Raw genomic sequence first — 13,478 nt, 5'->3', positions numbered from 1 at the left:
AATGAATGAACTTATTGCTTTTTCGGCGCGAAAATCACACGCGCCAGAATGTTCAGCAGCAGTACGCATACCGTTATCAGCAGCACGCCCGCCCAGGCCAGTTGTTGCCACTCGCCAAACGGGCTCATCGCAAATTTAAAGATAGTCACCGGCAGGTTGGCAATCGGCTGCATCATGTCAGTGCTCCAGAACTGGTTGGAGAGTGACGTGAACAGCAGCGGCGCGGTTTCACCGGCAATACGGGCAATCGCCAGCAAAATACCGGTGATAATGCCGGAAACAGATGCTTTCAGTGTAATGGCCGAAATCATTTTCCATTTCGGCGTCCCCAGCGCGTAAGCCGCTTCGCGCAGGCTGTCAGGCACCAGTTTCAGCATGTTTTCCGTGGTACGGATAACAATCGGAATTTGTAACAGCGCCAGCGCCAGAACGCCCGCCCAGCCAGAGAAGTGACCCATTTTTGCCACCATAATGGTGTACACAAACAGGCCGACAACGATAGATGGCGCAGAAAGCAAAATGTCGTTGATGAAGCGAATGAATTCCGCGAGCCAGGATTTGCGGCCATATTCGGCCAGATAAATCCCCGCCATCACGCCCAGCGGCGTACCGATGACCGTTGCCCATAAAATCAGTAATCCGCTGCCCGCCATGGCGTTCGCCAGACCACCACCCGCCGTGTTCGGTGGCGGCGTGTTTTGCGTGAACAGCGCCAGCGACATCCCATCCACACCTTTAACGATGGTGGTAAACAGGATCCACACCAGCCAGAACAGGCCAAACGCCATGGTCATCATCGAGACCATCAGCGCCAGACGGTTTTTCTGACGGCGCCACGCCTGACGTTTACGGCGTGATTCCAGCAGCGCTGCGTTACTTTGCATGTCGAGTGTCGTCATCTTAACGGCCCTCTTTCTTAGCCAGACGCAAAATCATCACTTTCGACAGCGCCAGGACAATAAAGGTGATAACAAACAAAATCAGCCCCAGTTCCATCAGCGCGGCAGTGTGCAGACCGGCTTCCGCTTCGGCAAATTCGTTTGCCAGTGCGGAGGTAATACTGTTGCCCGGCGCATAAAGTGATGCGCTGTCGAGCTGGTAGGTGTTACCGATAATAAAGGTCACTGCCATGGTTTCACCCAGTGCGCGGCCCAGACCTAACATTACGCCGCCGATAACCCCGTTTTTGGTGAACGGCAGCACGATGCGCCAGATCACTTCCCACGTGGTGCAGCCGATACCGTAAGCGGATTCTTTCATCATCACCGGCGTTTGCTCAAAAACGTCACGCATGACGGAGGCAATGTACGGGATGATCATAATGGCGAGAATGACGCCCGCCGCCAGAATGCCGATACCAAAACCCGGGCCAGCGAACAGTGCGCCAACAATCGGGATACCGGAAAGTACGTCGCCGACCGGCGTCTGGAAATAGGTGGCAAACAGCGGTGCAAAGACAAACAGACCCCACATGCCATAAACAATACTGGGGATCGCCGCCAGCAGTTCTATAGCAATACCCAGCGGGCGTTTCATCCAGTTCGGCGCCAGCTCGGTGAGGAATAATGCGATACCAAAGCTGACAGGAACAGCAATCAGCAAGGCAATAATGGAGGTCACGACCGTGCCGTAAATCGGCACCAGTGCGCCGAATTGTTCGTTCGGGGCATCCCAGGTTTTAGTCCACAGGAAAGATAAACCAAACTTTTCAATGCTCGGCAGGGAAGCAATAAACAGCGAGACGATAATGCCGCCCAGCATGAATAGCACAATCAGCGCAGCCAGTTTAACCAGAGCGCCGAAGATGATGTCACCGTTTTTGCTGGGTGCCTTGATAGCCGGCTTGTATTCAGCCATACCACTCTCTTTTAATTCAGATTTAATTCCCTCCCCGGCCGGAGAGGGAATGAAGCAGAGTTACTATACCCAAAATAATTGGCGTTGCACCAAGGCAGCGAGCAGGTGAGCCCCCGAATCACTTAAACAAGTAAGTGATTCGGGTGAACGAGCACAGCTAACGCCGGTGCAGCTTCAAGTATGACGGGTATTCCTAGTACAGTGCTTTGCCGCTGGAATCTTTAACGTTGGTTTTCCAGGCTGCGCGGATCTGCTCAACCACTGATTCAGGCAGGGCTGCGTAATCCAGATCGGTCGTCAGCTTGTTGCCGTTTTTGTAAGCCCAGTCGAAGAATTTCAGCACTTCAGTGCCTTTCGCTGCGTCCTGCTGATCTTTGTAAATCAGAATGAAGGTGGTGGAGCTGATTGGCCACGCGTTGTCACCTTTCTGATTGGTCAGGTCCTGAGCGAAGGTTTTGCTCCAGTCAGCACCTTTAGCCGCTGCGCTGAAGGATTCTTCAGTCGGGCTGATCGCTTTACCATCAGCATCAACCAGCTTGGTGTAAGCCAGATTGTTTTGCTTGGCGTAAGCATATTCTACGTAACCGATTGAACCAGGCAGACGCTGTACGAAGGCTGCAACGCCGTCGTTCCCTTTACCGCCCAGACCCGTTGGCCAGTTCACAGTAGAACCAGAACCGATTTTGTCTTTCCACTCGCTGTTTACTTTCGCCAGGTAGCTGGTGAAGACATAAGAGGTACCGGAACCGTCAGCACGGCGAACGACCGCGATGTTAGTGTCTGGCAGTTTCACGCCCGGGTTCAGCTTAGTGATCGCCGCGTCGTTCCACTTTTTGATTTTACCGAGGTAAATATCACCCAGCGTTGCGCCATCCAGCGTCAGCTGACCGGATTTGATACCCGGGATGTTAACAGCCAGTACCACGCCACCGATCACGGTAGGGAACTGGAACAGGCCGTTTTTAGCCAGATCTTCGTCTTTCATCGGGGCATCAGATGCGCCGAAGTCTACGGTCTTGGCGATGATTTGTTTCACGCCGCCGGAAGAACCGATGCCCTGATAGTTAACCTGAGTACCGGTTGCTTTTTGGTATGCGTCTGCCCACTTAGCGTAAACAGGAGCTGGGAAGGTACCGCCAGCGCCAGTCAGGTTAGTGGCAGCGAAAGCAGACATTGCTGTGAGGGAGAAAGTCGCTGCTACAAGACCGGCGACGGTGTTACGCATCAATTTCATGTTCCACTCCTGGTGGTTTTAAACTTCCCGACTGATGTCGACGTTAATTAAAGTGTTTGGCACAGGAGGAAAATAGGACAGTTTAGTGACAGTAAAATGTACGTTATATGACAGTTTTATGACACTGGTCACAATTCAAACCATACGGGCAAAATGCGGGGGTTTTGAGCGGGAAATGCCGGTTCTGACACCGGCAGATGACAAAAAGCGGGCAAATTATCGCCCTTTCTTCTTACGTCCTGGTTGTGCAAAACGCTTGCGGGAGCCTGAATTACCTTCAGGTTTTTCGTTATTTTTCGCTTTTGTGACAGCCGGTTTAGCCGCCGTTTTTTTAGCCTGGGCAGGTTTGGATTGGGATTTTTTCGACGGTTTATCTTCCGACGACGAGTTTTCAATCAGCTTAAACAACTCAATCAGTTCATCATCGGTCAGATCGCGCCATTCGCCCAGCGGCAATCCTTTCAGATTGATGTTCATGATGCGCACGCGTTCGAGCTTAGTGACCTCAAAACCAAAATGCTTGGTCATGCGGCGGATCTGACGGTTAAGCCCCTGCACCAGCGTAATTCGGAACACCATCGGTGCTTCTTTCTTCACTTTGCATTTTTTGGTCACGGTACCGAGCATCGGCACGCCCGCGCCCATACCGGCAATAAATTCGTCAGTGATCGGCTTGTTGACGGTGACGATGTATTCTTTTTCGTGGTCGTTACCAGCGCGCAGGATTTTATTGACCAGATCACCGTGGTTGGTCAGTAAAATCAGGCCCTGTGAATCTTTATCCAGACGGCCAATCGGGAAGACGCGTTTGCTGTGGTTAACGAAATCGCGGATGTTGTCCCGCTCACCTTCTTCCATCGTGGTGATAATGCCAACAGGCTTGTTCAGCGCGATCAGCACCAGATCTTCTTCATCTCGCGGTTCGATAACCTGACCATTCACTTTCACCACATCGCCGGCAAATACCTGAGCGCCTACCGCGGCACGCCTGCCGTTAATAAAAACATTTCCCTGTTCGATGTAACGATCGGCATCGCGGCGCGAGCAGATACCGCTCTCGCTAATGTATTTGTTAAGACGAATGGAGGAGTCGGTCAGCATTGAGCAAAGCACCTTCAGAAAAACGCGAACTATACCTTATCCGGCGCGGGTTACGAAGTCTGAGAGAAGAAAATCGTGACCGGTTGCCGGGAAAGAGAAAAACCGAAAACAATAAAAAAGCGCCCCGAAAGGCGCTTAGTCAATCAATAGCCGACCGGAGGGTTTTATTCCACGGTCACAGACTTCGCCAGGTTACGTGGCTGGTCAACGTCAGTGCCTTTGATCAGCGCAACATAGTAGGACAGCAACTGTAACGGCACGGTGTAGAAAATCGGGGCGACGATTTCTTCAACGTGTGGCAATTGGATAATCTTCATGCCTTCGCTGTCGGTGAAACCGGCATCCTGATCGGCGAAGACATACAGCAGCCCGCCACGGGCGCGCACTTCTTCGATATTCGATTTCAGTTTTTCCAGCAGTTCGTTATTTGGTGCCACGACAATCACTGGCATATCCGCATCAATCAGCGCCAGCGGGCCATGTTTCAGTTCGCCCGCCGCATAAGCTTCAGCGTGAATATACGAAATCTCTTTCAGCTTCAGCGCTCCTTCCATCGCGATCGGATACTGATCGCCGCGACCGAGGAACAGAGCGTGATGCTTGTCAGAGAAACCTTCAGCCAGCGTTTCGATGGTTTTATCCAGCGACAGCATTTGTTCGATACGCGCAGGCAACGCCTGAAGCGCGTGAACAATATCGTGCTCAACTTGCGAGCTCATCCCTTTCAGACGACCCATACGTGCCACCAGCATCAGCAGAACGGTCAGCTGCGTGGTGAACGCTTTAGTAGAAGCCACGCCAATTTCGGTGCCGGCTTTGGTCATCAGCGCCAGATCGGACTCACGTACCAGAGAAGAACCGGCCACGTTACAGACCGCCAGAGAACCAAGATAACCCAGTTCTTTGGACAGACGCAGCGCTGCCAGCGTATCAGCCGTTTCACCAGACTGAGAAAGCGTGATGATAAGACTTCCCGGACGAACAGCGGATTTGCGATAGCGGAATTCTGATGCGATTTCGACATCACAAGGCATACCTGCCAGTGATTCAAACCAGTAACGCGCCACCATGCCAGAGTTGTAAGAAGTCCCGCAGGCAATGATCTGCACGTGCTGAACACGCGATAAGATCTCGTCAGCTTTTTCGCCCAGCTCACTCAGATTCACTTCGCCATGACTGAAACGCCCTTCCAGGGTGTTTTTAATGGCCAGCGGCTGTTCGTAAATCTCTTTTTGCATGTAGTGACGGTAAACGCCTTTGTCACCGGCGTCGTACTGTACTTTAGATTCGATTTCTTCACGTTCAACGGCATGACCATTTTTGTCATAAACGCTGACAGAACGGCGCTTAACCTCCGCAACATCACCTTCTTCCAGAAACAGGAAACGGCGGGTAACAGGTAACAGCGCCAGCTGGTCGGAAGCGATGAAGTTTTCACCCACGCCACGGCCAATCACCAGCGGGCTGCCGGAACGGGCAGCGACCAGAACAGACGGGTCACGGCGATCCATGACTACCGTACCGTAGGCACCACGCAATTGCGGGATAACACGCTGAACGACTTCCAGCAGCGTGCCGCCCTGAAGTTGTTCCCAATGCACCAGATGCGCGATCACTTCGGTATCCGTTTCAGAATCAAAACGGTAGCCGCGCTCAATCAGTAATTCACGCAGAGGTTCGTGGTTCTCGATAATACCGTTATGCACCACCGCAATGTAATCAGACACATGCGGATGAGCATTGGCTTCAGAAGGCTCGCCGTGTGTTGCCCAGCGGGTGTGAGCAATACCGGTGCCACCGTGCAACGGATGTTCATCCAGCGCATCAGCCAGCATCTGGACTTTGCCCAGACGACGCAGACGTCCCATTTTCCCGTCGGCATCGATCACAGCCAGACCGGCTGAGTCATAACCGCGGTATTCCAGACGGCGTAAACCTTCCAACAAAATTTCAGCAATATCGCGTTGCGCCACAGCGCCTACAATTCCACACATCAGTTTTATTCCTATAGAAGGTCTTTCGGGACCTTTTTTGATGCCTGACCTGATTTATCCACAAGCCCCGTTTTCCGGTGTACTTGCGGTTCCCCGAGCCTTGTAGAGAGTTGGGGATTATTATGTTTTGGACTGAATTTCGACGAAAAAATGCAGACCAAAACACAACGTGATAAACAAACATCAGGCGCAGAAAACTGCGCCTGAATGCTTAAGCCTCAGAATAGCTTATTTTTTCTTCACCGATTTCTGCCAGTCAGGCTTGTGTACCTGCGGTACGCGGCTGAGCAGCAGACCGTTATCCGGCACATCGCGCGTCACCGTCGTACCCGCAGCAATAGTCACGTTATTACCGACCGTGACGGGCGCGACCAGTTGTGTGTCAGACCCGACAAAGACATCATTACCAATGACAGTTTTATGCTTGTTCACGCCGTCGTAGTTACAGGTAATGGTGCCTGCGCCGATATTCACGTTATCACCAATCTCAGCATCGCCAAGATAAGACAGATGACCGGCTTTCGAACCTTTACCCAGGCGCGCCTTTTTAATTTCGACGAAATTACCCACATGAGCGCCTTCAGCCAGTTCAGCGCCAGGGCGCAGACGGGCAAACGGTCCGACAGTGCAACCGTTTTCCAGTACCGCATCTTCGAACACACTGTACGGGCTGACTTCACAGTCATCGCCAATCACGCAGTTCTTCAGCACGCAACCCGCACCAATTTTGACGCGATCGCCCAGTTTTACGTGACCTTCAATAATCACGTTAGTGTCGATCACCACATCAATGCCGTGCGCCAGCTCACCGCGCAGGTCAAATCGCGCCGGATCCATCAACATCACGCCTTCCAGCAACAGACGCTCAGCCTGTTCGCTCTGGTATACACGCTCGAGACGGGAAAGTTGCAGGCGGTTATTCACACCATCCACTTCGCTGTTTCGTGCAGGGTGAACGGTGGCAATCAGGTGTCCTTCCGCATGTGCCATCGCAATAATATCGGTGATGTAGTATTCGCCCTGGGCATTATTGTTGTTCAGCTGACCGAGCCAGCGTTTAAATGACGCGCCATTAGCGACCAGAATACCGGTGTTAATTTCCTGAATTTTCAGCTGTTCTTCGCTGGCATCTTTCTGCTCGATGATGCCGGTAACAACGCCATTCTCACGAACAATACGGCCATAACCGGTCGGATCATCCAGCACCACGGTCAGTAATCCAATGCCGCCATCGGGCTTGGCTTTAAGTAATTTGTTCAGGGTGTCGACGGAAATCAGCGGAACATCGCCGTACAGCATCAGCACATCTTCATCATCGGCAAAGAACGGCGCCGCCTGCTGCATTGCATGACCGGTGCCCAGTTGCTCTGCCTGTAATACCCAGTTCAGATCACTTCCTGCCAGATTTTTCTTCAGTAAATCGCCACCGTGGCCATAGACCAGATGCACGTTACGGGCACCCACTTGCGTGGCCGCATCAATGACGTGCTGAACCATTGGCTTGCCGGCCAGCGGGTGAAGAACTTTCGGAAGGTTGGAGTACATGCGTGTCCCCTTGCCCGCGGCAAGGATCACCACACTCAGTGCGCTGTTCGACATAGGTAACCTGACAAATCCAATTTGAGTGACAAAAGTAACCCGTTCAGTGAGCGGATTACTACATATTTCGCTTCAAAAACCGCCCTCAGGCCGCAGCCTGCAAGGGTTGTATGCTGTATAGACTACACCAAAAAAACTGAGGGTAAAGTGTCGATTAATCACGCAAGCATTCCATTAAAAGCGAAATTTTGCGTTGGGAAAAACACTGAAAATGCACTTTATTAAAAGCAAAAAAAAAGCGACCCGAAGGTCGCTTTTCTAACTGATGTTGTTACATCGCTTTTCTGGTCAGTTCGATAACGCGAAGTTTCGCGATCGCCTTAGCCAGTTCCGCTGACGCCTGAGCGTAATCAACGTCGCCGTGAGAACCACTAATGTGTTCTTCCGCTTTGCGCTTAGCTTCAAGCGCGCGCGCTTCGTCGAGGTCTTGCCCACGGATTGCAGTATCAGCCAACACGGTCGTTGCATTCGGCTGCACCTCAAGGATGCCACCGGAAAGATAGATATACTCTTCTTCACCGTGTTCTTTAACAATGCGCACCATGCCAGGCTTGATGGCGGTGAGCAGCGGAGCATGCCCGGGGAAAATCCCCAGCTCGCCTTCGCTACCCGTCACCTGGATTTTTTGTACCATGCCTTCAAACATACGTTTTTCAGCACTTACAACATCCAGATGGTAAGCTTTTTCAGCCATGTCATCCTCTCTCACAACAAGCTAGCGTTACAGTTTCTTGGCTTTTTCCACTGCTTCATCAATGGTGCCAACCATGTAGAACGCTTGTTCCGGCAGGTGATCGTAGTCGCCGTCCATAATGCCTTTGAAACCACGAATGGTATCTTTCAGCGATACGAACTTGCCCGGAGAACCGGTGAAGACTTCGGCCACGAAGAATGGCTGGGACAGGAAGCGCTGAATTTTACGCGCACGGGATACAACCAGTTTGTCATCTTCTGACAACTCGTCCATACCCAGGATCGCGATGATGTCTTTCAGTTCCTGGTAACGTTGCAGAATAGACTGCACGCCACGAGCCACATCGTAGTGTTCCTGACCAACAACCAGTGGATCCAGCTGACGGCTGGTGGAATCCAGTGGGTCGACCGCCGGGTAAATACCCAGTGACGCGATCTGACGGCTCAGAACCACGGTCGCATCTAAGTGAGCGAAGGTGGTCGCTGGAGATGGGTCAGTCAAGTCATCCGCAGGAACGTAAACGGCCTGTACGGAGGTGATAGAACCACTTTTGGTCGAGGTGATACGTTCTTGCAGAGCGCCCATCTCTTCCGCCAGAGTCGGCTGATAACCTACCGCTGATGGCATACGGCCCAGAAGTGCGGACACTTCGGTACCGGCCAGGGTGTAACGGTAAATGTTGTCAACGAACAGCAGTACGTCACGACCTTCATCACGGAATTTCTCCGCCATGGTCAGGCCGGTCAGTGCAACGCGCAGACGGTTACCTGGTGGCTCATTCATCTGACCATACACCAGGGAAACTTTGTCGATAACGTTGGAGTCGGTCATTTCGTGGTAGAAGTCGTTACCCTCACGAGTACGTTCACCCACGCCTGCAAACACAGAATAACCGGAGTGCTCGATCGCGATGTTACGGATCAGCTCCATCATGTTTACAGTTTTACCCACACCCGCACCACCGAACAGACCGACTTTACCGCCCTTAGCGAACGGACACATCAGGTCCATAACTTTGATACCGGTTTCCAGCAATTCCTGGGAGTTTGCCAGCTCTTCATAAGAAGGCGCAGCACGGTGAATAGCACGGCGTTCTTCTTCGCCGATTTCACCTTTCATGTCGATTGGTTCACCCAATACGTTCATGATACGACCCAGAGTCGCTTTACCAACCGGAACTTCAATTGGGTGTTCCAGGTTGTTCACTTTCAGACCGCGACGCAGGCCGTCTGAGGTACCCATTGCGATACAACGAACAACGCCGCCGCCTAACTGTTGCTGTACTTCCAGCACCAGTTTGGAGGTACCGTTTTCTACCTCAAGAGCATTGTACACGTTCGGTACTGCATCCTGAGGGAACTCGACGTCCACCACGGCGCCGATTACCTGGATAATCTTTCCAGTAGCCATCTTGAATCCTCTACGTAATTCGTAAACCTAGCTTAAACCGCGGAGGCTCCCCCGACGATCTCGGTGAGTTCCTGAGTGATGCTGGCCTGACGAGCTTTGTTGTATACCAACTGCAGCTCTTTGATCAGGCTGCCGCCGTTATCGGTTGCGGCTTTCATCGCTACCATTCGCGCGGCCTGTTCGCTGGCCAGGTTTTCTACGACGCCCTGATAAACCTGGGATTCCACGTAGCGACGCAGGAGGGTGTCCAGCAAGGCTTTAGGGTCAGGCTCATACAGGTAATCCCAGGACTTCTTCGCCAGTTCGCCGTCTTCTGCCGGTGGCAGTGGTAACAGCTGAACGATGCGGGGTTCCTGAGACATGGTATTGATAAATTTATTGCTGACAACGCATAACTTGTCTAAGCGACCTTCGTCGAAAGCCTGCAACATCACTTTCACGGGTCCGATCAGTTCTGACAGAGAAGGGTTATCCCCCATGCCAGTCACCTGAGCAACAACGTTGCCCCCCACGGAGCCGAAGAAAGAGGCTGCTTTGGAACCGATCAGTGCGAGATCAACTTCAACACCTTTTTCGGACCAGCCTTTCATCTCTGACAGCAGCTTTTTGAACAGGTTAATGTTCAGACCACCACAAAGACCACGGTCGGTAGACACCACCAGATACCCGACGCGCTTAATTTCACGCTCATCCAGGTACGGGTGCTTGTATTCCAGATTACCAAGCGCGAGGTGACCAATCACTTCACGAATGGTTTCTGCATAAGGACGGCTGGCCGCCATGCGATCCTGCGTTTTACGCATTTTGGAGGCGGCGACCATTTCCATCGCTTTAGTGATCTTTTGCGTGTTTTGCACGCTGCTGATCTTACTACGTATCTCTTTTCCGCCGGCCATCTCTGCTTCTCCTCAAGACCAAACGGCCTGCCGGGTTTTAATACCAGCAGGACCGTTTAGTGTTACCAGGACTGGGTTGCTTTGAAGGTATCGAGGATATTTTTGAATTTACCCTCGATCTCATCGTTATACGCACCAGTTTGGTTGATTTGCTGCAGAAGCTCGCCGTGCTCACGGTCGGCGTAAGCCAACAGTGCCGCTTCGAAGCTACCGACTTTAGACAATTCAACGTCTTCCAGATAACCACGTTCTGCTGCGAAGATGATCAGAGACTGCGCAACGATTGACATCGGAGCGTATTGTTTCTGTTTCAGCAGCTCGGTCACTTTCTGACCATGGTTCAGCTGTTTACGCGTTGCTTCGTCCAGATCTGAGGCGAACTGCGAGAACGCAGCCAGCTCACGATACTGTGCCAGAGCGGTACGAATACCACCGGACAGTTTCTTCATGATCTTAGTCTGAGCAGCACCACCAACACGGGATACCGAAATACCCGGGTTAACCGCAGGACGAATACCGGCGTTGAACAGGTTTGATTCCAGGAAGATCTGACCATCGGTAATCGAGATTACGTTGGTCGGAACGAACGCGGAAACGTCACCCGCTTGCGTTTCGATAATTGGAAGCGCAGTCAGGGAACCGGTTTTGCCTTTCACTTCACCCTTGGTGAATGCTTCAACATACTCGGCGTTAACACGCGCAGCACGTTCCAGCAGACGGGAGTGGAGATAGAAAACGTCGCCTGGGTAAGCTTCACGACCTGGTGGACGACGAAGCAGCAGGGAAATCTGACGGTAAGCAACAGCCTGTTTAGACAGGTCATCATAAACGATCAGTGCGTCTTCACCGCGGTCACGGAAGTATTCACCCATTGCGCAACCGGAGTACGGCGCCAGGTATTGCAGTGCAGCAGATTCTGATGCAGTTGCAACAACAACGATGGTGTTTGCCAGTGCGCCGTGTTCTTCCAGTTTACGAACCACGTTAGAAATGGTGGACGCTTTCTGGCCGATAGCCACATAGATACATTTGATGCCGGAATCGCGCTGGTTGATGATCGCATCGATCGCCAGAGCTGTTTTACCGGTTTGACGGTCGCCGATGACCAGTTCACGCTGACCACGACCGATTGGGATCATGGCATCAACGGACTTATAACCTGTCTGCACAGGTTCATCTACGGACTGACGTTCGATAACGCCAGGTGCGATCGCTTCAACAGCTGAGAAGCCGTCATGCTCTACCGGACCTTTACCGTCAATTGGTGCACCCAGGGTGTTAACAACGCGACCTAACAGGCCACGGCCAACAGGAACTTCCAGGATACGACCAGTACATTTTACTTTCATACCTTCGGCGAGGTCAGCGTAAGGGCCCATTACAACGGCACCTACAGAGTCGCGCTCCAGGTTCAGGGCGATAGCGTAGCGGTTACCCGGCAGCGCAATCATTTCGCCTTGCATGACATCGGCTAAGCCGTGCACGCGGATGATCCCGTCACTGACGGAAACGATAGTACCTTCATTGTGAGCTTCGCTCACCACATTGAACTGAGCAATGCGCTGCTTGATCAGTTCGCTGATTTCGGTGGAATTCAGTTGCATGCTCCAGTCCCCTTAAGACTGCAAGACGTCTGCCAGGCGTTCCAGACGACTGCGAACGCTGCCATCAATCACCATATCACCTGCACGGATTACGACACCGGCAAGAACAGACTTGTCAATTTTGCAATTCAGCTTAACTTTGCGAGACAGACGTTTTTCCATCGCAGCAGCAATTTTTGCCTGCTGTTCTTCCGAAAGCGGATTTGCTGAAGTCACTTCAACTTCAGCAACAGCCTCAAGAGAGGCGCGCAGTTCGATGAACTGCTCCAGCACTTGCGGAAGAACGCGTAAACGTCCATTTTCAGCCATTACCTTAATCAGGTTTTGGCCTGCGTCGTCGAGTTCGTCACCACATACGGCAATAAACGTTTTAGACAAAGTTTCAGGCGCGCTAGCACCGGAAAGCAGTTCTTCAATTTGTTCATTGCGCGTGACTTCAGCCGTGAACGCTAGCATGGACTGCCAGCGGTCTAAGCTTTGGTGCTCAACGGCAAAGTCAAAAGCTGCTTTGGCGTAGGGGCGAGCTACAGTTACAAATTCAGACATCAGCCCCTCCCTCCTTACAGTTCAGCGACCAGTTTATCAACGATGTCGCTGTTAGCAGCTTCATCCACGGAACGTTCGATGATCTTCTCGGCGCCAGCAATGGCCAAAATTCCGACTTGCTTACGCAACTCTTCACGGGCGCGTTGGCGTTCGGCGTCGATCTCTGCCTTGGCTTGCGTCACGATCTTGTTACGTTCCTGCTCGGCTTCAGCTTTTGCTTCGTCGACGATTTGAGCTTTACGCTTGTTCGCCTGATCGATGATTACCTGAGCTTCAGCTTTGGCTTTCTTCAGTTGGTCGGTCGCATCGGCTTGCGCTAAGTCCAGCTCTTTTTTTGCACGTTCTGCGGAAGATAAACCTTCAGAAATCTCTTTCTGACGTTTTTCGATGGCAGCCATAATTGGCGGCCATACGTACTTCATGCAGAACCAGACAAACAGGACGAACGCGATAGCCTGGCCGAGGATTGTTGCGTTAAGATTCACAGCACAATGCCTCTTTCAAAGTGAATTATTTGATGTAGTTCGATTAACGCTGAGCGAA

The 13,478-nt window shown here is 52.0% G+C and carries 12 protein-coding genes; all 12 read right to left on the bottom strand.

The features are described 5' to 3' along the window. Positions 1–11 precede the first annotated feature (11 nt). Positions 12–899: a phosphate ABC transporter permease PstA gene (pstA, locus tag J1778_RS06230; protein WP_217172435.1), complete on the bottom strand. Its 888-nt coding sequence runs from the start codon at positions 897–899 to the stop codon at positions 12–14. Position 900: 1 nt separating this feature from the next. After that, positions 901–1,857, bottom strand: a complete 957-nt coding sequence (gene pstC, locus J1778_RS06225) for a phosphate ABC transporter permease PstC (RefSeq protein ID WP_217172434.1) — start codon at positions 1,855–1,857, stop codon at positions 901–903. Between the two features lie 193 nt (positions 1,858–2,050). Beyond that, positions 2,051–3,091 carry a phosphate ABC transporter substrate-binding protein PstS gene (gene pstS, locus J1778_RS06220; protein WP_217172433.1) on the bottom strand — a complete coding sequence of 347 codons (1,041 nt, stop codon included), beginning with the start codon at positions 3,089–3,091 and terminating at the stop codon, positions 2,051–2,053. Between the two features lie 216 nt (positions 3,092–3,307). After that, positions 3,308–4,192 (bottom strand): 23S rRNA pseudouridine(2604) synthase RluF, encoded by an 885-nt coding sequence (gene rluF / locus J1778_RS06215; RefSeq protein WP_217172432.1) that lies wholly within the window; start codon positions 4,190–4,192, stop codon positions 3,308–3,310. A 164-nt stretch (positions 4,193–4,356) separates the two neighbouring features. Then, on the bottom strand, positions 4,357–6,186 hold the full coding sequence (gene glmS, locus J1778_RS06210; protein ID WP_217172431.1) for a glutamine--fructose-6-phosphate transaminase (isomerizing): 1,830 nt from the start codon (positions 6,184–6,186) through the stop codon (positions 4,357–4,359). Between the two features lie 228 nt (positions 6,187–6,414). After that, a complete protein-coding gene (gene glmU, locus J1778_RS06205) occupies positions 6,415–7,785 on the bottom strand; it encodes a bifunctional UDP-N-acetylglucosamine diphosphorylase/glucosamine-1-phosphate N-acetyltransferase GlmU (RefSeq protein WP_217172430.1) in 1,371 nt (456 codons plus the stop codon). Between the two features lie 271 nt (positions 7,786–8,056). Then, positions 8,057–8,479 carry a F0F1 ATP synthase subunit epsilon gene (locus J1778_RS06200; RefSeq protein ID WP_095924048.1) on the bottom strand — a complete coding sequence of 141 codons (423 nt, stop codon included), beginning with the start codon at positions 8,477–8,479 and terminating at the stop codon, positions 8,057–8,059. Positions 8,480–8,506: 27 nt separating this feature from the next. Beyond that, complete coding sequence (gene atpD / locus J1778_RS06195) at positions 8,507–9,889, bottom strand: F0F1 ATP synthase subunit beta (RefSeq protein ID WP_015699278.1); 1,383 nt, start codon at positions 9,887–9,889, stop codon at positions 8,507–8,509. Between the two features lie 32 nt (positions 9,890–9,921). Then, the gene (gene atpG, locus J1778_RS06190) at positions 9,922–10,785 is read right to left on the bottom strand and encodes a F0F1 ATP synthase subunit gamma (RefSeq protein WP_112290861.1); all 864 of its coding nucleotides are present in this window, start codon (positions 10,783–10,785) and stop codon (positions 9,922–9,924) included. A gap of 62 nt (positions 10,786–10,847) precedes the next feature. Beyond that, on the bottom strand, positions 10,848–12,389 hold the full coding sequence (gene atpA / locus J1778_RS06185) for a F0F1 ATP synthase subunit alpha (protein WP_013577682.1): 1,542 nt from the start codon (positions 12,387–12,389) through the stop codon (positions 10,848–10,850). Between the two features lie 12 nt (positions 12,390–12,401). Then, positions 12,402–12,935 carry a F0F1 ATP synthase subunit delta gene (gene atpH, locus J1778_RS06180; protein ID WP_013577681.1) on the bottom strand — a complete coding sequence of 178 codons (534 nt, stop codon included), beginning with the start codon at positions 12,933–12,935 and terminating at the stop codon, positions 12,402–12,404. 14 nt (positions 12,936–12,949) lie between these two features. Then, complete coding sequence (gene atpF / locus J1778_RS06175) at positions 12,950–13,420, bottom strand: F0F1 ATP synthase subunit B (RefSeq protein ID WP_095924051.1); 471 nt, start codon at positions 13,418–13,420, stop codon at positions 12,950–12,952. Positions 13,421–13,478: the final 58 nt, after the last annotated feature.

Source organism: Rahnella bonaserana (genome assembly GCF_019049675.1).
GTDB lineage: Bacteria > Pseudomonadota > Gammaproteobacteria > Enterobacterales > Enterobacteriaceae > Rahnella > Rahnella bonaserana.
The sequence above is the reverse complement of the archived record's forward strand: the minus strand, read 5'-3'. Positions and strand labels throughout refer to the sequence as shown.